The sequence below is a fragment of the Kitasatospora sp. NBC_01287 genome, from assembly GCF_026340565.1.
Taxonomy (GTDB): Bacteria; Actinomycetota; Actinomycetes; order Streptomycetales; family Streptomycetaceae; genus Kitasatospora.
The window spans coordinates 3150862-3170614 of record NZ_JAPEPB010000001.1 but is presented as its reverse complement, the minus strand read 5'-3'; the positions used below and the strand labels follow the sequence as shown (position 1 = coordinate 3170614).

The window sequence follows — 19753 nt, the reverse complement described above, 5'->3', positions numbered from 1 at the left end:
CCGGCCGCGCCGCCAGGGCAGCCGGAGCACGTGGGAGCAGCCAGTGATGATCCAAGTCAATGGACTCACCAAGGTCTACCGCCGTGGCCGCCGCCCGGCGCTGCTCGATCTCGGCTTCGACGTCGGCCCCGGGACGGTCACGGCCCTGCTGGGGCCGCAGGACGCGGGCAAGACCACCGCACTGCGCCTCATGGTGGAGCTGGAGCGGGGCAAGGGCGTGACGCTCTTCGACGGGCGCGCCTACCGGCGTCTGCGCCGTCCTGAGCGGTCGGTCGGTGTGCTCCTCCCGACGGCGCATCAGCGGCCGGGCAGCCCCGGACGGACCGCGCGCGGTCACCTCTGGATGCTGGCCGCCCAACTCGGTGTCCCGGCCCGGCGCGCGGACGAGCTGCTGGAGCAGACCCGGCTGGCCAGCGTCGCCGAGCACCGCTTGCGGGCGTTCTCCCCGGGGATGAACCGCCGCCTCGCGCTCGCGGCAGCGCTGCTGGGCGACCCCGCCGCGCTGCTGCTGGATGCCCCGACCGAGGGGTTGTCGCCGCGCAACGCCGAGTGGCTGCACGCCTTCGTACGGGCCTTCCCGGCCGGCGGCGGATCGGTGGTGGTGACCACCCGCAGCCCGCAGGAGGCGGCGCTGCTGGCCGACCGGGTGGTCACCCTCGACGACGGGCGGCTGGTCGCCGATCAGCCGGTCGCCGAGTTCCGCCGCACCAGGCTGCATCCGGAGGTCGCCGTCCGCGGCCCCCAGATGGCGCGGCTGGCCGACCTGCTGCTGGCACAGGGGGCCCAGGTGCGCGAGGACGGCAGCGCCCGCCTCGCGGTGAGCGGCTACGGGCGCATGGAGATCGGTGAGCTCGCCTACCGCAATGGCATCCTGCTGCACGAGTTGGCCGATCGGGTGGTCGAGCAGCCGGCGCCGCGCGCCGCGCTGCCGGCCGCTGCCCGCCCGGGCGGCGCATCCGCGGTGCAGGTGCGGCGGGTCGGCGCGCTCGCCGCCGGCGTGCGAACCAAGACCCTGCCGTCCGGCCGTTCGGGGCGCTCCGCAGGCGCCTCCGCAGTGGGCTCGGGCGCGGGGTCGGGTTCCTCCGCAGGCTCCAGCGCCTCGGCTGCCTTCGGCGCCGCCATCGCTCCCGCCGCTGCCGCCCCCACCTCGGCCTCCGCCCCCACTTCCGCTCCCACCGCCACCGCCACGTCCAGCTCCACCGCCCAGCGCACCTCGGTGGCGCCTGCCACCTCCACCGGCCGCCCGGCCCGTCAGCTGCCTGAGCCCGCCGATCTGGCCGGGCTCACAGTCACGATGGAGCTCGCGACCCTGCCCGAGCCCGCCACCGCTCCGGAAGCCGCCTCCGTGCCCCAGCCCGCGCCTGCCACCCAGCCCGCGCCTGCCACCCAGCCCGCGCCGGCCACCCAGCCCGCGCCGGCCACCCAGCCCGCGCCCACCGTGCCGCCGGCTCCCGCCGCCCCAGCTGCTCCCGCCGCCTCAGCCGTGCCGCCATTGCCTGCCGCGCCCGCCTTCCCGTCCGTCCCCGCCTCGGCACCCACCCCGCAGCCCTTGACCGGGCCCGATCACTGGAACGGATGATCCCGTGCGCGTACTCGCCTACGAAGGGCGCCGCCTGCTGGGCCTCCGGTCGAGCTGGCTGATCCTCGCCGCCACCCTGCTGGCGGGCGCCGTCCTGGCGGCCGTGCTCGCCCGCCGGGACGCCCCGGGGCCGCTGACCACGGAGGCGACGGCCCAGTTGGTCACAGCGGGGCTCCCGGTGCTCGCGATCCCGCTCGCAGCCGTGGCCGCCGGGCTGCTCGGCGCGCTGGCCGCGGCCCATGAGGTGCGGTGCCCCGGTCTGCCGGCTTCCCAGATCCGCTATGCCGCCCGGCTGCGCCTCCTGCTCGCCAAACTCGGGGTGATCGGCGCCGTCTCCGCGCTGCTCGCCTTGGCGACGCTGCTGCTGGATTCGCTCGCGATCCGGCTGGCCCTGCCGAACGCCGGCCCGGGCTCCTCGGTCCAGGTACTCACCCCCGAACTCCTGCGCAACGACCACCGGATGCTGCTGCTGCTCCTGACCTTCGGCGCACTGGTCGTCGGCGCGGGGTGGAGCGGGGTGCTCGCCGCGGCGCTGACCCGCAGCGCGGTCGCCGGGATCCTGCTGCTGTGCGCGCTGCCGACGCTGGTCGAGCAGCTCGCGCTGCCGGCCGCGCTCGAACTGCTGCACCACGAGGGCGTCTCCTGGGCGCCGACCCACCTGGCGCGGATGCTGGCCGTGGTGCTGCTGCCGGTCGCGGTGCTGCTCGCCGGCTGCTTGCTGGCCCAGACCCGCCGCCGCGCGCTCTGACGCTCCCGCACCGCGCGCACCCTCCGCATCGCGCGCACCGTGTGCACCCTCCGCACCGCCCGAGCCACCCGACTTCCCCCCTCCAGTCGACCAGTCTTGACGGTCGGTCAGCACCGTTGCGACCTCCTCGCCCGGCTCGCCGTCACGGACGCTCGGGCCGCCGTCACGGATGCCCCGCCCGCCGCCCCGCCCCTCCGGTCACTCGGTTCCCGCCAACCCCATGACCGGTATAGCCACTTCTTCCTGATAAGAAGTCAATTATCCGGGCATGGGCGATCACCCTTTCGTGTGCTTTTCACGAGAATCCTCAAGTCGGGCCCGCCGATCGCCGACAAAGGACGTGTGAGTACCCTTGCGCACCCCGCCATGACCGTCGCCCGCACCGCTGAGGCCCCTGCGCCCGGCGCTGTCGAGCTCGACCGTTTCTCCTACGCCGATCGGCCGACCCCGCCCGTCCCCCGATGGGACGGGGTCGAGAGCGATCTCGCCCGAGTCGGCCGCAAGACCACCAGCAGCCGCGGCCGCGGGTTGCACGGGCAGCTGGTCCAGCAGCTCGGCCAGATGATCGTCTCCGGTGACCTCGGGGCCGACCGCCCACTGGTCCCCGAGGAGATCGGTCAGCGCTTCGAGGTCTCGCGCACGGTGGTGCGCGAGTCGCTGCGCGTGCTGGAGGCCAAGGGCCTGGTCAGCGCCCGTCCGAATGTCGGCACCCGGGTCCGCCCGGTCAGTGACTGGAACCTCCTCGACCCTGACATCATCGAGTGGCGCGCCTTCGGCCCGCAGCGCGACGAGCAGCGGCGTGAGCTCTTCGAGATGCGCTGGGCGATCGATCCGCTGGCCGCGCGCCTGGCCGCCGGGCACGGCCGCGAGGACATCCAGCAGCGGTTGGCCGAGATGACCGAGATCATGAGCCACGCGGCGGCCCAGGGCGATCTGATCACCTTCTCGCGCGCCGACGCCGAGCTGCACGCCCTGGTCCTGCAGATGGCGGGCAACCGCATGCTGGAGCACCTGTCCGGCATCGTGGGGTCAGCGCTGCAGGTCAGCGGTGGTCCGGCGACGGCCTGCGAGCGGCCGTCCGAGTCGTCGGTCAGCGTGCACGCCCGCCTGGTCGAAGCGATCGGCACCGGGGACGGCACGGCCGCCGAGGCGGCCATGCGCGCCTTGCTCACCGTTCACCCGGACGTCGAGCACGCGGTGCCCGGGCCTCGCGAGCACTGAGCGCGGCCGGCCACGGAGCCGTCGGACCGTCGGTCATGGAGCCATCGGGCCTGGGCAGTGCCCTCCGGATGCCGCGCGGCAGCACACCGCGATCCACCCGGAGGGCCCGCCCCCAGACCCCGCGGTCACCACGACCACGACACCGGGCCGACAGCCCGACCAGCGGATTCGGTTCGGGTCCGAGCTCCGACCTCGGCCAGGATCTCGGCCGGGATCTCGGCCAGGAGTCCGTCCGGAGCACGCTCGGGAACCCGGTCGGGGAGGCGTGTGACCTGTGCCACGAGCGGCATGCGTAACACTTGAGGGGCGGCAGCGATGTGTACGGAGCGGAAGCAGCTCCGGAATACCCGCGCCATGTCAGAATGCTGTGTTGGTTGGTCTGCGGCGCTGCTGCCGTTCCAGTAACCCAGCGTCTGCAAACCCCAGTCCTCAAGTCCGAGCCGGTCGGAACCTGTCGTGCCCCGTGGCACGTGCTCCTTCCTCGCCCTCTCGGGCGGTCCGGTACGGGTTCGAGTCCACTCTTCGTCCGAGAGGTTGTTCGTGTCGGCCAGCACATCCCGTTCGCTCCCCCCCGAGATCGCAGAGTCCGCGGCCCTGCTGGCGCTCATCGAGCGGGGCAAGGCCCAGGGGCAGATCGCCGGTGACGACGTGCGTCAGGCCTTCGAGGCGGACCAGATCCCGGTCACCAAGTGGAAGAACGTCATGCGCAGCCTCAACCAGGTGCTGATTGAGGAAGGGGTGGACCTGATGGTGAGCGCGGCCGAGCCGTCCGCCGCCAAGCGCAAGAGCGTCGCTGCCAAGAGCGCCACCAAGCGCACCGCGACCAAGGCGGTCACCACTCGTACGCCGGTCGCGCAGACCAAGCCGCCGGTGCGGATCGCGCCGTCCCCGGTGGTGTCGTCCGCTGCCGTGGCTGCCGCGGTCTCGGTCACCTCGGTGACGGTCGGGGCCTCGCTGGACGAGTCGGTGACGCTCGACTCGACGGGTGCCGTGGTGAAGAAGGTCGCCGCCCCCGCCGCTGCCAAGAAGACGGTGGCCAAGAAGGCCGCCGCCCCCGCCAAGAAGACCGCTGCCAAGAAGACCGCCGCCAAGGGCGAGAAGGGCGGCGAGGAGCTGCTCGGCGAGGAGGAGGTCCTCGAGGACGCGGCCGCGCCCGGCGCCAAGACCGAGACCGAGGGTGAGCCGGAGGAGGAGTCGGAGGGCTTCGTCCTCTCCGACGACGACGAGGACGACGCGCCGGCCCAGCAGGTCGCCGTCGCCGGTGCCACCGCCGACCCGGTCAAGGACTACCTCAAGCAGATCGGCAAGGTCCCGCTGCTCAACGCGGAGCAGGAGGTCGAGCTCGCCAAGCGGATCGAGGCCGGCCTGTTCGCCGAGGACAAGCTGAGCCAGGCCGACAAGCTGGCTCCCAAGCTCAAGCGCGAGCTGGAGATCATCGCCGAGGACGGCCGCCGGGCCAAGAACCACCTGCTGGAGGCCAACCTCCGTCTGGTGGTCTCGCTGGCGAAGCGCTACACCGGTCGCGGCATGCTCTTCCTGGACCTGATCCAGGAGGGCAACCTCGGTCTGATCCGCGCGGTCGAGAAGTTCGACTACACCAAGGGCTACAAGTTCTCGACCTACGCGACCTGGTGGATCCGTCAGGCGATCACCCGCGCGATGGCCGACCAGGCCCGCACCATCCGCATCCCGGTGCACATGGTCGAGGTCATCAACAAGCTGGCCCGTGTCCAGCGCCAGATGCTCCAGGACCTGGGCCGCGAGCCCACCCCGGAGGAGCTGGCCAAGGAACTCGACATGACCCCTGAGAAGGTCATCGAGGTCCAGAAGTACGGTCGCGAGCCCATCTCGCTGCACACCCCGCTGGGCGAGGACGGCGACAGCGAGTTCGGTGACCTGATCGAGGACTCCGAGGCGGTCGTTCCGGCGGACGCGGTCTCCTTCACCCTGCTCCAGGAGCAGCTGCACTCGGTGCTCGACACCCTGAGCGAGCGCGAGGCGGGTGTGGTCTCGATGCGCTTCGGTCTGACGGACGGGCAGCCGAAGACGCTGGACGAGATCGGCAAGGTCTACGGGGTCACCCGTGAGCGCATCCGCCAGATCGAGTCGAAGACCATGTCCAAGCTGCGCCACCCGTCGCGCTCCCAGGTGCTGCGCGACTACCTGGACTGATCATCGGTCCAGTACGGCGGCATGATCCGAGGGCCCGAGACAGTTCCGCTGTCTCGGGCCCTCGGGCGTTCGGCTCGCCCGTCACGTTCGACCCCCCGTCATCCGGCGGCCTGCCGAGTCCCCCGTTCGGGTGGCTCAATACGGGCTGATGGGCACTCAGCGTGAGATAGTGACTACGCTGTGGCGGTTGCCTGCTGTCGAACCGCCCGGAGTGCACCGTGATGTCCCTCTCGTCCCATCCGCCCGGCACCGACAACCGCCCGGCGCCGAGCGTCTCGGATGGCGCCCGCCCCTCGCACGGCGCGCGCCGGCGAGCCGCCGGACTGGCGCTGCTCGCCGTACTGCCGGCCGCGATGCTCTCGTTCGGCGCCTCGCCCGCACAGGCCGACCGCCGGATCGTGGGCGGCTGGGCGGACACCGCGGTGCAGCGGCCCTGGATGGTCGCGGTCGCCAGTCGCGCCCAGTTCGGGGACGCCCGCTCCGGTCAGTTCTGCGGCGGGACCCTGGTCACGCCGACCAAGGTGGTCACCGCCGCGCACTGCTTCTACGACGAGCGGGAGGGGCGGCCGACCAAGCGGCCCGGCCTCGCGGTGATCGTCGGGCGGACCGATCTGACCGGCCAGGACGGTGTGGAGGTCCCGGTCACCAACGTCTGGATCCACCCGCAGTACTCGTATCTGCAGAACATGCAGGATGTGGCGGTGCTCACACTGGCTGCCCCGCAGGATCCCCGCGGGGTGCTGCCGATGGTCGGGCAGGACGAGACGGCGCCGTACGCCGCCGGCACCCGGGCGCAGGTCTACGGGTGGGGTGACACCAGCGGGCGCGCGACGTATGCGAACACGCTGCACGGGGTGGATGTGCCGATCGTGGCCGACGCGGTGTGCGCGCGCGACTACCCGGGCGGCTCCGATGGCGCCTTCGATGCCCGCGGCATGGTCTGCGCCGGAGAGTCGGAAGGCGGCAAGGACGCCTGCCAGGGCGACAGCGGTGGTCCGCTGGTGGTGAACGGCAGACTGGTCGGTGTGGTGTCCTGGGGCGCCGGCTGCGCGGAGGCTGGGCACCCGGGCGTCTACACCCGGCTGGCCGCGGTGGCGGACACGGTCAGTGCCCAGTTCTGAGCTGCCACAGTGGTCAAGTGTCACAGCGGTCCGCGTCACGGTGGTCACACAGTGTGCTCAGTGCCCAGCGGTCACTGCCTCGCCTGCTCGGCCAGTGACCAGTCAGTGACGCTCTGCGGTCGGCTGAATATGACGCTGGGCGGCAGGCCGCTAAGCCTGCCGCCCAGTGGCCGGCCCGCAAGGGTCGACCTCAGCACGTCAAAGGGGGCGCCGGTGATCAGCGCTCGTCGTTGTCGGCCGAGGCCGCCGTGGTGGCGAGACGACCGCTCTCGTCCTGTATCTCCACGGCGATCTTCTTGAGCTCCGGCTCGAACTTCCGCCCATGGTGGGCGCAGAAGAGCAGCTCTCCGCCACTGGCCAGTACGACGCGCAGGTATGCCTGGGCGCCGCAGCGGTCGCAGCGGTCAGCCGCGGTGAGCGGGCTCGCAGGTGTCAGAACAGTAGTCACGTCGCCTCTTCTCTAGCTCGACGAGCTGTCGTACCAGGGTCAACATCCAACCAGGCCGAAAACGTTCCCGCTCGTGGCTTTTCTTCTCTGAGGATTCTGCTGTGTTGATGAGGACGTGCCCCGGGCGCCGGTGGTTCATGCCTGCCGGATTCCGCGACTTGTCCACCACCTCGAACGCATCTTCGAACTGTTGTCCGAGGGTGGGCGTAGCATAATCCCCTACTGGGTTGGAGCATAAGCCCCGCCCCGAGCACCGGTAGCCTGCATCTCGGCAGTTCCAGCGCTCGCGGCCGGTTCGACGGCCCGCCAGGATCCGTCGGGCACGGGCGAAATGGCACTCCCGCGCGGCCAACCGGGTTCGGCCCGTGTTCGCGCAGCGCGTACAAGCTGCGGAGCCGGGGCGATCCGTGCAGTGGCCGGGCGCGAGGTCGGGGCGCGGCTGGGGGAGGTCCGGGGAACCGCCGCCGGACCGAGTCAGAAGTCTCATTGGAGGAGTGCACCGCGTGAGTGCCGAAACGACCGTGCCACCCGCCCTGCGTGCCGCGGAGGACGGATCCAACTACACCGCTCGGCATCTGCTCGTCCTTGAGGGGCTCGAAGCGGTCCGCAAGCGGCCCGGTATGTACATCGGCTCCACCGACAGCCGCGGCCTGATGCACTGCCTCTGGGAGATCATCGACAACGCGGTGGACGAGGCGCTGGGCGGCTTCTGCGACCGGATCGACGTCGTCCTGCACGACGACGGCTCGGTCGAGGTCCGGGACAACGGCCGCGGCATCCCGGTGGACGTGGAGCCGAAGACCGGCCTGTCCGGCGTCGAGGTCGTGATGACCAAGCTGCACGCCGGCGGAAAGTTCGGCGGCGGCTCCTACGCCGCCTCCGGCGGTCTGCACGGCGTCGGCGCCTCGGTGGTCAACGCGCTCTCGGCCCGGCTGGACGTCGAGGTGGACCGCAACGGCCACACCCACGCGATCAGCTTCCGCCGCGGCACCCCCGGCATGTTCACCGAGCTGAGCCCGGACGCCCCGTTCGACCCGGCGAACGGCCTGGCGAAGACCCGCAAGGTGCCCAAGGCCCGCACCGGCACCAGGATCCGCTACTGGGCCGACCGGCAGATCTTCCTCAAGGAGGCCAAGCTCTCCCTGGAGCACCTGCACAGCCGGGCCCGGCAGACCGCCTTCCTGGTCCCCGGCCTGACCATCATCGTGCGGGACGAGCGCCTGACGGAGAGTGAGAAGGTCCAGGAGGACACCTTCCGCTTCGACGGCGGGATCGGCGAGTTCTGCGAGTTCCTGGCACCCGACAAGCCGATCTGCGACGTGCTGCGGCTGCGCGGTGAGGGCACCTTCAAGGAGACCGTCCCGGTCCTGGACGAGCTCGGCCACATGACCCCCACCGAGGTCACCCGCGAGCTGGGCGTGGACATCGCGCTGCGCTGGGGCGCCGGTTACGACACGACGCTGCGCTCCTTCGTCAACATCATCGCCACCCCCAAGGGCGGCACCCACGTCACCGGGTTCGAGCGCTCGCTCGCCAAGACGGTCAACGAGGCGCTGCGCGCGACCAAGCTGCTGCGGGTGGCCGAGGACGACGTCACCAAGGACGACGCGACCGAGGGCCTGACCGCGGTGGTCACCGTCCGGCTGGCCGAGCCGCAGTTCGAGGGGCAGACCAAGGAGGTGCTGGGCACCTCGGCGGCCAACCGGATCGTGGCCGCGGTGCTGGCCCGCGAGCTCAAGGCCTTCCTCGGCTCGTCCAAGAAGGACGAGAAGGTCCAGGCCAGGGCGGTGCTGGAGAAGGTGGCCGCCGCCGCCCGCACCCGGGTCGCGGCCCGCCAGCACAAGGAGGCGCAGCGTCGCAAGACCGCGCTGGAGACCTCCTCGCTGCCCGCCAAGCTGGCCGACTGCCGCAGTGACGACGTGGAGCGCAGCGAGCTCTTCATCGTCGAGGGCGACTCCGCGCTCGGCACCGCCAAGCTGGCCCGCAACTCCGAGTTCCAGGCGCTGCTGCCGATCCGCGGCAAGATCCTGAACGTCCAGAAGGCCTCCGTCTCGGACATGCTCAAGAACGCCGAGTGCGCGGCGATCATCCAGGTGATAGGAGCGGGCTCGGGGCGGACCTTCGACATCGACCAGGCCCGCTACGGCCGGGTGATCTTCATGGCCGACGCCGATGTCGACGGGTCGCACATCCGCATCCTGCTGCTGACCCTCTTCCAGCGGTACATGCGTCCGATGGTCGAGCAGGGCCGGGTCTTCGCGGCGGTCCCGCCGCTGCACCGGATCGAACTCACCAACCCCAAGCGCGGCCAGGAGAAGTACCACTACACCTACTCGGACGCCGAACTGCGCCGGACCCTGCTGGAGTTCCAGGGCAAGGGCCTGCGCTGGAAGGAGCCCGTGCAGCGCTACAAGGGCCTGGGCGAGATGGACGCCGACCAGCTGGCGGAGACCACCATGGACCCGCGCTTCCGCACGCTGCGCCGGATCAACCTCGGTGACCTGCCCGCCGCCGAGCACGTCTTCGACCTGCTGATGGGCAATGACGTGGCGCCGCGCAAGGAGTTCATCGTGGACTCGGCCGCGACCATGGACCGCTCGCGCATCGACGCCTGAGCCGCGCGGCGGCGGGGCGTGCTTCCGCGCGGCGGCGTGCCCGCTCCCGCGCGGCAGCCGATCGAGGGGCTCTCCACCCACGGGTGGAGGGCCCCTCGGCCGTTGGTTCAACCCTGGAGCCGATCAGCCGGGCGCCCGTGATCCGTAGCGTCGTAGGCGTCAGATCCTCCCAGCCGAGAGAGAGCGAAGTCCGATGACCGGCATCGCCAACATCCTCGTCATCCTCGCCGTGGTCGTCCTCGTCCTCGGCCGCCAGCTCCGGGCCCGCAAGATCGACACCGAGCGGCGTTTCTGGTTGCTGCCACTGATCCTCTGCGCCCTCGGCCTCAGCGACAAGCAACTGATCGACCCCGCGCACAAGGCCGAGGCGATCGCCCTGCTGGCCGGCTCGCTCCTGGTGGTGCTGGCCATGGGCTCGGTCTGGGGCTGGACCGTCCGGGTCTGGCGGGCGAGCGACGGCAGCGTCTGGACCAAGGGCACCAAGGCCACGCTGGCGGCCTGGGTCGGCATGGTCGCCATCCGGATCGGGATCTTCGCCCTCGGCTCCTCGCTGCACGTCCACCAGAGCAGCAAGGCGCTCTACCTCACCTTCGGGGTGATGCTGCTGGTCCGCGGCGCCGTGGTGAACTGGAGGGCCCGCGGCCTCGACGCCCGGCAGCCGTTCGGCGTGGTGGGCTGAGCCATCGACCTCACCGGCCGCCGCGCAGTCGAAGGAGAGCCCGTGCAACTGGAGAGCTGGACGCGCTGGCCCTCGCGGGAGGCCCGCGAGGGCCGCTCGCGGGCCGGCCTGGTGCTCACCGTCGGGGGCCGGAGCGCCCTGGCCCTGACGGTGGTGCTGGGGACGGTCGACAGCGGCCGGTTCACCGGCCGGGACGCGGTCGCAGCCTGCCTGGCGCTGGTCGCGACCGCGGTCCTCTTCCGGCAGTTCATCCGGAGCACCAAGCGGCACCGGGTCGGCTGGGCCCTGGCGATGGCCGCCCAGCTGCTGGTCGTCGCGGCGCTGGCGAACCACGTCGGCGCCGTCCTGCTGGGCAATGTGATCTGGTGCGGCCTCGCGGTGCTCTCGCTGCTGCGCCTGCCGCTGGCGGCGGCCCTGCCGGTCTGCGCGGGCGCCCTGGCGTCCTACGCCGTGGCCAGCGGTGACAGCTACCTGGCGCTGGTCGCCACCGTGGTCGGCCTGGTGCTGCTCGGCTACCTGCTGCGGCTGGACGCCGAGGCGCGGGGCACCGCCCAGCTGCTGCTGGAGCAGGAGCGGGCCGCGCGGGCCGCCGAGGCGGAGAGCGCGGCGCTGGCCGAGCGGGCCCGGATCGCCCGGGAGATCCACGACGTGCTGGCCCACAGCCTCTCCGCCCAGCTGGTCCACCTGGAGGCGGCCCGGCTGATGCTGGAGCGCGGGGCGGAGCGCGAGCAGATCAGGGACCGGGTGGTGGCGGCCCGGCGGATGGCCCAGGAGGGACTGACCGAGACCCGGCAGGCGCTCTCCGCGCTGCGCGGCGAGTTCACCCCGGTCGGCGAGTTCCTGGTGGAGCTGGCCGACCGCGACCAGGCCCGGCTGACGGTCACCGGTACGCCCCGCCCGCTGCCCGCCGAGGCCGGCCTGGCGGTGCGGCGCACGGCGCAGGAGGCGATCACCAACATCCGCAAGCACGCGCCCCGCTCGCACCGCGCCGTGACGCTGCGCTATCTGGAGCACGAGGTGGAGCTGGAGGTCCGCAACACCGGCGGCCAGCCCGGCCCCGCCGCGGCGGAGCTGGCCGGCAGCGGGAGCGGCTACGGCCTGCTGGGCATGCGGGAGCGGGCCGAATTGCTCGGCGGCAGCCTTGCGGCGGGCCCGGACGGTGACGGCTGGCTGGTCGTGCTGAGGCTGCCGATGTGACCGGGCGGGGGCCCAGGAGGTAGAACCGGGCATGACGAGGGTCTACGGACGGCGAGTGGTGAGCGGGGTGGCGGCGGGTGAACGGGCGGAACGGGGCCGGCGGTGCGGGGGCGGCGACGCGCGTCCTGGTGGCGGACGACCAGACCGTGGTGCGCGAGGGCATCGTCATGCTGCTGGGCCTGCTGCCCGGCATCGAGGTGGTCGGGGCGGCCGCGGACGGTGAGGAAGCCCTCCGGCTGGTGGCGGAGCACGCGCCGGACGTGGTCCTGATGGACCTGCGGATGCCGCGCTGCGACGGCGTGGAGGCGACCCGGCTGATCCGGGCCCAGCACCCGGGCACCGAGGTCGTGGTGCTCACCACCTTCGCCGACGACGATTCGCTCTTCGCCGCGCTCCAGGCCGGCGCCCGCGGCTACCTGACCAAGGACGCGGGGGCCGAGGAGATCGCCCGGGCCGTCGCGGACGTCCGGGCCGGGGCGGCCGGTCTCTCCCCGCAGGTGCAGCGGCGGCTGCTCGAACGCCTCTCCGGACCCGCCGCGCAGAGCGCGCCCGCGCCCGCCGGGCCCGCGCCGGGCGGGCCCGCGCCGCGTCCCTCGGCCGCGCAGCCCGACCGAGCCCGGCCGCTGCCCGACGGCCTGACGGCCCGTGAGGCCGAGGTGCTCGCGCTGATCGCGGACGGCCTCTCCAACACCGAGATCGCCCAGGCGCTCTTCGTCAGCCCGGCCACGGTGAAGACGCACATCAACAACCTGTTCGCGAAGACCGCCGTGCGGGATCGGGCACAGGCGGTCAGTTATGCGTTCAGGCACGGGCTTTCCGGTGGTTCGCAGACCGACTGACCTCACCTCAATGGGTGAAAAGCCCGGCTGAATGCCATATTTCGGTTTCCGACCCGCAATGATGGGATCCGTCAGGGCGCCGTCGGTACGCCGAATGGATCTTCGGGGCGGGTCGTCCGGAGTGCCCGGTGCCGTTCTCCGACGCCCACCGTTCGGTGGTGCATCCCGTGCAGGGAGCAGTCTTGGCACAGCACGAAGTCACCGGATCGACCGGTCCCACACCCCGTCAGGGCCAGCGGTTCGACTGGTGGTCCACTCCCGGCACGGCCGGCCGGTTCGCCCGAGGGCGGACCGGCGCCGCGCGCTCGGCCGTCCCGGTCCAGCGGACCGTCCCCCTGGCTCCGCAGCCACCGGACCCGGCGGTCGCCGAGGTCTACCGCGAGGTGCAGCAGAGCGACGCCTTCCAGGAGATCCGCCGGGACTACCGCCGGTTCGTCTTCCCGGCCACCGCGATCTTCCTCGGCTGGTACCTCAGCTACGTGACCGCTCAGGCGGCCGCGCCGGACCTGATGCGCACCCAGCTCGCCGGCCCGTTCAGCGTGGCCTGGCTGCTGGGCCTGCTGCAGTTCGTCTCGACCTTCGTGATCACCTGGCTCTACGCCCGCAACGCCCGCACCAAGCGCGACCGAGCCGCCCTCGGGCTGCGCTGGGACACCCAGGACCAGCTGCGATGACTCCTACCGTCTTCACCGCAGTGCCGTTCGCCGCGGGCCCGTTCGCCGCGGGTCCGGCCACTGCCAGGCCGGCGGTCACCGCCAGCGGTCAGCACCACGCGCTGGCCGTCGTGCTCTTCGCCATGGTGGTCGTGGTGACGCTGGCGATCACCCTCTGGGTCGGGCGGCGCGGCCAGGCCGCCGAGGACTTCTACGCCGGCGGTCGGGACTTCGGCGCGCTGCAGAACGGCATCGCGCTCTCCGGCGACTACCTCTCGGCAGCCTCCTTCCTCGGCGTCACCGGACTGATCGCCCTGTACGGCTACGACGGGATGCTCTACAGCATCGGCTTCCTGGTCGCCTGGCTGGTCGTCCTCATGTGGGTGGCCGAGCTGGTGCGCAACACCGGCCGCTACACACTGGCCGACGTGCTGGCCACCCGGATGCGCCAGCGCCCGATCCGCGCGGCGGCGGGCAGCGCCAGCGTGGTGGTCACCCTGCTCTACCTGATCGCCCAGATGGTCGGCGCGGGCAGCCTGGTGGCCCTGCTGCTCGGCACCACCGGGGCGGCCGCGAAGACCTGGACCATCGTCGCCGTCGGCGCCCTCATGGTCGTCTACGTGACGGTCGGCGGCATGCGGGCCACCACCTGGATCCAGATCGTCAAGGCCATGATGCTGATGGGCGGTGCGCTGCTGCTCACCTTCCTGGTGCTGGTCCGCTTCCAGGGCGACCTCGCCGAGCTGATGCACGCCGCGGCCCGCAGCAGCGGCGCGGGCGACCGCTACCTGGAGCCCGGCCTCAAGTACGGGGGCTCGCTCACCAACCGCCTCGACTTCGTCAGTCTGGGTCTGGCCCTGGTGCTGGGCACCGCCGGCCTGCCGCACATCCTCTCCCGCTTCTACACCGTCCCCACCGCCCGGGCCGCCCGGCGCTCCACGATCTGGGCGATCGGCCTGGTCGGCGCCTTCTACCTGATGACCGTGGTGCTCGGCCTCGGGGCCACCGCGCTGGTCGGCTCCAAGGCGGTGAAGGCCGCCAACTCGGCCGGGAACACCGCCGTCCCACTGCTCGCGCTCGATCTGGGCGGCGGCGAGGGGAGCACCGGCGGCACCCTGCTCTTCGCCGTCACCTCCGCGATCGCCTTCGCGACGATCCTCGCGGTGGTCGCCGGTCTGACCCTGGCCTCCTCGGTCTCCTTCGCACACGACCTCTACGCCCAGGCGTTCCGCCGCCAGGACCGGCCTCCGGTGACGGACCATCAGGAGGTGGTGGTGGCGCGGCTGGCGGCAGTGGCGATCGGCGGCCTGGCCATCGTGCTGAGCCTCTACGCCCAGCGGCTGAACGTCGCCTTCCTGGTCAGCCTCGCCTTCGCGGTGGCAGCCTCGGCCAACCTGCCCACCCTGCTCTACAACCTCTTCTGGCGCCGCTTCACCACCCGGGGCGCGTGTTGGGCGACCTACGGCGGCTTGGTGCCGGCGCTGGTCCTGGTGCTCTTCTCGCCGGTCGTCTCCGGCAGCAGGACCGCGATGTTCCCCGGGGTGGACTTCCACTGGTTCCCGCTGGAGAACCCCGGGCTGATCTCCATCCCGCTCGGCTTCCTGCTCGGCTGGGTGGGCACGGTCAGCGGCGAGGAGCGCGCCGATCCGGACAAGTTCGCCGAGCTGGAGGTGCGTTCGCTCACCGGCGCGGGCGCGGTCTGACCGCGGCGGGCCGCCGGTGAGGCGCGTTCCGGCACGGGGCCCCGGTCACCACTGGTGACCGGGGCCCCGTGCCGGAACGGCGCGCGGATCAGGGGCGACCGATGAAGTCCGGGCGGTACCCGCTGTTCAACGTGGCGGTCCGGACGTTGGTGCCGGCGTGCGCGGCCTCGATGTAGCGGTTGCCGCCGAGGTAGAGCGCGACGTGGTGGATCCCGCTGACGCTGCCGTCCGAGGACCAGAAGAGCAGGTCGCCGCGCTGCATGCGGCTCGCGCTCACCGGGGTGGTGGCGCCGTACTGGTCGTCGGCGATCCGGGGCAGCGAGACGCCGGCGTGCCGGTAGGACTGCTGGGTGAGGCCGGAGCAGTCGTAGCCGTTCGGGCCGTTGCCGCCCCAGACGAAGGGCTTGCCGAGCTGGGCCTGGGCGAAGCCGACGGCGCTCTCGACCTCGCCGCCCGAGGCGTCGGAGGCGTCGGAGGCGTCGGAGGCGTCGGAGGTGTCCGAGGCGTCCGAGCCGGCACTGGTGGCCGCGACGGACCGGTCGCTGGCGGTGTCGCCGCTGTCGGCGGAGCCGCTGTCCTCGGCCGAGTCGATCCGGTTCAGGTAGATGTCGCGGTGGCTGGTGTAGCGCCACTCGCCGCTGCTGTTCTGGAACCAGTAGACCGAGCCGTCCCAGCCCTGCTCGATGTCCCCGTTGAGTTCACCGGTGGAGGTGTCGGGGCTGTCGGGGGTGTCGGGGGTGTCGGAGCTGTCGTCTGTGGCGCTCCGGTCGCCGTAGCCCTGGTCGTCCGAGCCCGAGTCGTCGGCGCTCTGGTCGTCGCCGGTGGTGGCGGTGCCGTCGGCCGCGTCATCGTCCCCGTTCGCCGGGTCGTCGGTGCTGACCAGGCCAGGGGGCGAGGCAAGGTGCTCGGGCAGCGGGGCCGCGCTCGCCAGGTCGGCGCCCAGGCCGATCGATCCGGCGCCCGCGACGATCGCCGCCGCCAGGCCGACCCGCTGCCGCAGTCGGCCGGCCCGGTGGTGCGGACCCTCCTCGGGCGGCGGAGCGCAGGCGGTCGTCGCGTCCTGGTCGGGTTCGGGCCGGTCGGCTATCGGGTCGGCCGAGGTCAGGTCCGGGTTCAGGTCCGGCTTCATTTCCGGTGCATTCCTTCCGTGCGCCCGGCCGGAGCCGGGACGGCGGGACGGACCGAGACGGCCCCGTCCCGCACGCACTGCGAGGTCCGCGGCCCCCCGCCGGCTCCGGGAACGGAGCGGGCGGCAGGCCGTTCGCGTGGGTGGGGTCCCACGGCCGCCACGCTAAGCAGACCGCGAGCCCGCCCGCGTCGTGGACTGCGCCGACCGGGGGTGCACCGTCGGTGACGGCCTGCCGTCAGCTCCGGTCGGCCACCACCGACCGCACGTCCATCCGCACCGGTGTGCCCGGGGCCTTGGCGCAGCTCTCCGGGCGGGGCGGCTCGCTCAGCCCCCGCACCACCTCGACCAGCCACGCGCGGCCGTCGGCGTGGCGCACCCGGCACCGCCACTCGCCGGCCGCCAGCGGCTCCTGGACCACGCTCAGCGCCTCCGCGGCACTCTCCTCGATCAGCTCGCGCACGGCCTGCTCGGCGGCCTGGGCCGGCCGGTCGTAGCAGGAGCGCCCGCGCGACCAGAGCGGTGCCATCCGCCCGGCCGCGGTGGCCGCCAGCACCTCCTTGGCCGAGGTGTCGGTCAGCCGCCCGTACGCGTAGCCGTACGGCAGCACCAGCATGGTGGGGGAGAAGCGGTGGCCGCCCAGGTGGGTGACCTCCCAGACCTCGCTGTGCCCCGCGGCCGCCAGCTCGGTGGCCAGCGGGCGGCCGAGCAGCGCGCAGCAGCGGTCGCGGCGTCCGTTGGTGCACACCAGGGCCAGCGGGCCGCCGGTGTGCGGCACCCCGAAGCCGCCGTGCTCACCCGCGCCCGCCGCGGCCAGGTCCAGCGTCAGCAGCTCGGCCACGTCCGCCACGTCGGTGCGACGTACCCACCCCCGGCCGGGCGCCGTGTGCGCCAGGATCACCTGGTGCCGGGCCGCCGGGCGGTCGTCGGCGTGCCGGCCCGGACGGCGGATCAGCGCCACCCGCACCCCGGTGCCCTCGCAGGCGGCGTCCAGCGCGCGGCCCAGCCCGGCGTCGAGGTGGCTCTCGGTCATGGCCTTCGCCCCCCACGGGCCGCTCTGCTCGATCAGCAGCCAGGTGGTGGCGGTGGCGGCGGTGGCGGCCAGCGGCTCGGCCAGCTCGGTGGAGAGACTCGTACAGATGCTCACCCGGGCACCCTACCGCCGTGCGGTCCGGTGCCCGGGTGGGGGCATAAGGCGACGTCAGGCGGGTCCGGCCACCGCTGCCAGCGCCGTGGTCACCGGTGTGCCCGAGCCGTCGCGGCGCGGGTCGCGCTCGGGCAGGGCGACCGGCGAACCGTTCGCCGCCGCGCCGCGGGCCGGTGCCGGGCCCGCCCAGGCGAAGGCCAACGCGTCCTCACCGCGCAGGAAGCGCTGGCAGCGCACACCGCCGGTGGCCCGCCCCTTGCGCGGGTACAGCTCGAACGGCGTGACCTTCCAACTGGTCTGCGCCTCACCCGTGAGCGTGCCCGAGGCACCCGCCACCGAGACCACCACGGCGTCCGCGGCCGGATCCACCGCGGTGAACGAGAGCACCCGCGCCCCGTCCGTCAGCTTGATCCCGGCCATCCCGCCGGCCGGGCGGCCCTGCGGCCTGACCTGGCCCGCCGGGTAGCGCAGCAGCTGGGCGTCGCTGGTGATGAAGACCAGCTCCTCCTCGCCGGTGCGCAGTTCGATGGCGCCCACCAGCTCGTCGCCGTCCTTGAGCGCGATCACCTCGAACTCGTCCTTGTTGGCCGGCCACTCCGGGACCACCCGCTTGACCACCCCCTGCACCGTGCCGAGTGCCAGGCCCGGCGAGGACTCGTCCAAGGTGGTCAGCGCGATCAGCCGCTCACCGGCGTCGAGCTTCAGGAACTCCGACACCTGGGCCCCGCCGGCCAGCGACAGGGTCGGTTGCGGCGGCAGCGAGGGCAGATCGATCACCGGCAGCCGCAGCACCCGCCCGGCCGAGGTCACCGCGCCGACGTCGCCGCGCGCGGTGGCCGGCACCGCGGAGACGACCACGTCGTGCTTGGCCCGGCCTTCGAGCACCGGCCCGGCCGCGCCGTCCGCCGTGCGGGCCAGCAGGCCGGTGGCGGAGAGCAGCACCCGGCACGGGTCGTCCGCCACCTCCAGCGGCACCATGAGCGCCGCCGAGGGCACCGCGCCGGCCTCCAGCAGCACCGTGCGCCGCTCGGTGCCGAACTGCTTGGCCACCGCGCCCAGCTCGCCCGAGACCACGCCGCGCAGCCTGCTGTCCGACTCCAGGATCTCGGTCAGCTCGGCGATCTCGGTGAGCAGCTTGGTCTGCTCCGCCTCCAGCTCGACCCGGTCGAAGCGGGTGAGCCGGCGCAGCGGGGTGTCCAGGATGTAGGCGGTCTGCGTCTCGGAGAGCGAGAAGCGCTCCATCAGGCGCTCCTTCGCCTGGGTCGCGTTGTCGCTGGACCGGATCAGCGCGATGACCTCGTCGATGTCGACCAGTGCCACCAGCAGGCCCTCGACCAGGTGCAGCCGCTCCTGCCGCTTGCGGCGGCGGAACTCGCTGCGCCGGCGGACCACCTCGAAGCGGTGGTCGACGTAGACCTCCAGCAACTCCTTCAGCCCCAGCGTCAGCGGCTGGCCGTCCACCAGCGCCACGTTGTTGATGCCGAAGTTCTCCTCCAGCGGCGTCAGCTTGAAGAGCTGCTCCAGCAGCGCCTCGGGGACGAAGCCGTTCTTGACCTCGATCACCAGCCGCAGCCCGTGCTCACGGTCGGTCAGGTCCTTGACGTCCGCGATGCCCTGCAGCTTCTTGGCGTTGACCAGGTCCTTGATCTTGGCGATCACCTTCTCCGGGCCGACCGAGAAGGGCAGCTCGGTCACCACGATGCCCTTGCGGCGCGCGGAGACGTTCTCCACCGTGCAGGTGGCGCGGATCTTGAAGGTGCCGCGGCCGCTCTCGTAGGCGTCCCGGATGCCCGACAGGCCCACGATCCGGCCGCCGGTCGGCAGGTCGGGACCGGGGATGAAGCGCATCAGGGTGTCGAGGTCGGCGTTCGGATGCTTGATCAGGTGCCGGGCGGCCGCGACCACCTCGCTCAGGTTGTGCGGCGGCATGTTGGTCGCCATGCCGACCGCGATCCCGGTGGCGCCGTTGACCAGCAGGTTCGGGAAAGCCGCCGGGAGCACCACCGGCTCCTGCTCGCTGCCGTCGTAGTTCGGCCCGAAGTCGACGGTCTCCTCGTGGATCGACTCCACCAGCGCCATCGAGGCGGCGGTCAGCCGCGACTCCGTGTACCGCATCGCGGCCGGTGGGTCGTCGTTGCCCAGCGAACCGAAGTTGCCGTGACCGTCGATCAGCGGCACGCGCATCGAGAACGGCTGCGCCATCCGGACGATCGAGTCGTAGATCGAGGCATCCCCGTGCGGATGCAGTCGACCCATCACCTCGCCGACCACCCGCGCGCACTTCACGTGCGCGCGCTCCGGGCGCAGGCCCATCTCGTTGGCCTGGTAGAGGATGCGCCGGTGCACCGGCTTGAGACCGTCGCGCGCGTCCGGCAAAGCGCGCGAGTAGATCACCGAGTAGGCGTACTCAAGGAAGGAACCCTGCATCTCGTCCACGACGTCGACATCGAGGATCCGCTCCTCGAAGTCTCCGGGCGGCGGGGTCGGCGAACTGCGGCGGGCCAT

The 19753-nt window shown here is 72.5% G+C and carries 15 protein-coding genes; 11 read left to right on the top strand and 4 right to left on the bottom strand.

Features of this window, described 5'->3' with window-relative positions; genetic code table 11:
- Nucleotides 1–46: 46 nt before the first annotated feature.
- The 5 genes from OG455_RS13245 to OG455_RS13225 all read left to right on the top strand — a co-directional run bounded on the left by OG455_RS13245 (nucleotide 47) and on the right by OG455_RS13225 (nucleotide 6841).
- Nucleotides 47–1579, top strand: a complete 1533-nt coding sequence (locus OG455_RS13245) for an ATP-binding cassette domain-containing protein (RefSeq protein WP_266293351.1) — start codon at nucleotides 47–49, stop codon at nucleotides 1577–1579.
- A gap of 4 nt (nucleotides 1580–1583) precedes the next feature.
- On the top strand, nucleotides 1584–2327 hold the full coding sequence (locus OG455_RS13240; RefSeq protein ID WP_266293349.1) for a hypothetical protein: 744 nt from the start codon (nucleotides 1584–1586) through the stop codon (nucleotides 2325–2327).
- Between the two features lie 288 nt (nucleotides 2328–2615).
- Nucleotides 2616–3548: a FadR/GntR family transcriptional regulator gene (locus OG455_RS13235; protein WP_323185492.1), complete on the top strand. Its 933-nt coding sequence runs from the start codon at nucleotides 2616–2618 to the stop codon at nucleotides 3546–3548.
- A gap of 534 nt (nucleotides 3549–4082) precedes the next feature.
- Nucleotides 4083–5720 (top strand): RNA polymerase sigma factor, encoded by a 1638-nt coding sequence (locus OG455_RS13230; protein WP_266293345.1) that lies wholly within the window; start codon nucleotides 4083–4085, stop codon nucleotides 5718–5720.
- A 221-nt stretch (nucleotides 5721–5941) separates the two neighbouring features.
- Nucleotides 5942–6841: a serine protease gene (locus OG455_RS13225; protein ID WP_266293343.1), complete on the top strand. Its 900-nt coding sequence runs from the start codon at nucleotides 5942–5944 to the stop codon at nucleotides 6839–6841.
- Nucleotides 6842–7058: 217 nt separating this feature from the next.
- On the opposite strand, the gene OG455_RS13220 is transcribed toward OG455_RS13225, so the two are convergent.
- Nucleotides 7059–7289: a hypothetical protein gene (locus OG455_RS13220; RefSeq protein ID WP_266293341.1), complete on the bottom strand. Its 231-nt coding sequence runs from the start codon at nucleotides 7287–7289 to the stop codon at nucleotides 7059–7061.
- 503 nt (nucleotides 7290–7792) lie between these two features.
- Here OG455_RS13220 and OG455_RS13215 point away from each other — a divergent pair.
- The 6 genes from OG455_RS13215 to OG455_RS13190 all read left to right on the top strand — a co-directional run bounded on the left by OG455_RS13215 (nucleotide 7793) and on the right by OG455_RS13190 (nucleotide 14975).
- Nucleotides 7793–9904: a type IIA DNA topoisomerase subunit B gene (locus OG455_RS13215; RefSeq protein WP_266293339.1), complete on the top strand. Its 2112-nt coding sequence runs from the start codon at nucleotides 7793–7795 to the stop codon at nucleotides 9902–9904.
- Nucleotides 9905–10097: 193 nt separating this feature from the next.
- The gene (locus OG455_RS13210) at nucleotides 10098–10583 is read left to right on the top strand and encodes a CcdC protein domain-containing protein (protein ID WP_266293337.1); all 486 of its coding nucleotides are present in this window, start codon (nucleotides 10098–10100) and stop codon (nucleotides 10581–10583) included.
- A 42-nt stretch (nucleotides 10584–10625) separates the two neighbouring features.
- Nucleotides 10626–11780: a sensor histidine kinase gene (locus tag OG455_RS13205; RefSeq protein ID WP_266293335.1), complete on the top strand. Its 1155-nt coding sequence runs from the start codon at nucleotides 10626–10628 to the stop codon at nucleotides 11778–11780.
- A gap of 77 nt (nucleotides 11781–11857) precedes the next feature.
- Nucleotides 11858–12619: a response regulator transcription factor gene (locus tag OG455_RS13200; protein ID WP_266293333.1), complete on the top strand. Its 762-nt coding sequence runs from the start codon at nucleotides 11858–11860 to the stop codon at nucleotides 12617–12619.
- Nucleotides 12620–12801: 182 nt separating this feature from the next.
- Complete coding sequence (locus tag OG455_RS13195; RefSeq protein WP_266293331.1) at nucleotides 12802–13293, top strand: DUF485 domain-containing protein; 492 nt, start codon at nucleotides 12802–12804, stop codon at nucleotides 13291–13293.
- Between the two features lie 122 nt (nucleotides 13294–13415).
- On the top strand, nucleotides 13416–14975 hold the full coding sequence (locus OG455_RS13190) for a cation acetate symporter (RefSeq protein WP_266300756.1): 1560 nt from the start codon (nucleotides 13416–13418) through the stop codon (nucleotides 14973–14975).
- Nucleotides 14976–15063: 88 nt separating this feature from the next.
- Here OG455_RS13190 and OG455_RS13185 read toward each other — a convergent pair whose 3' ends face one another.
- The 3 genes from OG455_RS13185 to OG455_RS13175 all read right to left on the bottom strand — a co-directional run bounded on the left by OG455_RS13185 (nucleotide 15064) and on the right by OG455_RS13175 (nucleotide 19753).
- Complete coding sequence (locus OG455_RS13185; RefSeq protein ID WP_266293329.1) at nucleotides 15064–16104, bottom strand: C40 family peptidase; 1041 nt, start codon at nucleotides 16102–16104, stop codon at nucleotides 15064–15066.
- Between the two features lie 235 nt (nucleotides 16105–16339).
- Entirely contained in the window at nucleotides 16340–17248 is a 909-nt protein-coding gene (locus OG455_RS13180; RefSeq protein WP_266293327.1) for a sucrase ferredoxin, read from the bottom strand.
- A gap of 54 nt (nucleotides 17249–17302) precedes the next feature.
- Nucleotides 17303–19753: a DNA topoisomerase (ATP-hydrolyzing) subunit A gene (locus tag OG455_RS13175; protein ID WP_266293325.1), complete on the bottom strand. Its 2451-nt coding sequence runs from the start codon at nucleotides 19751–19753 to the stop codon at nucleotides 17303–17305.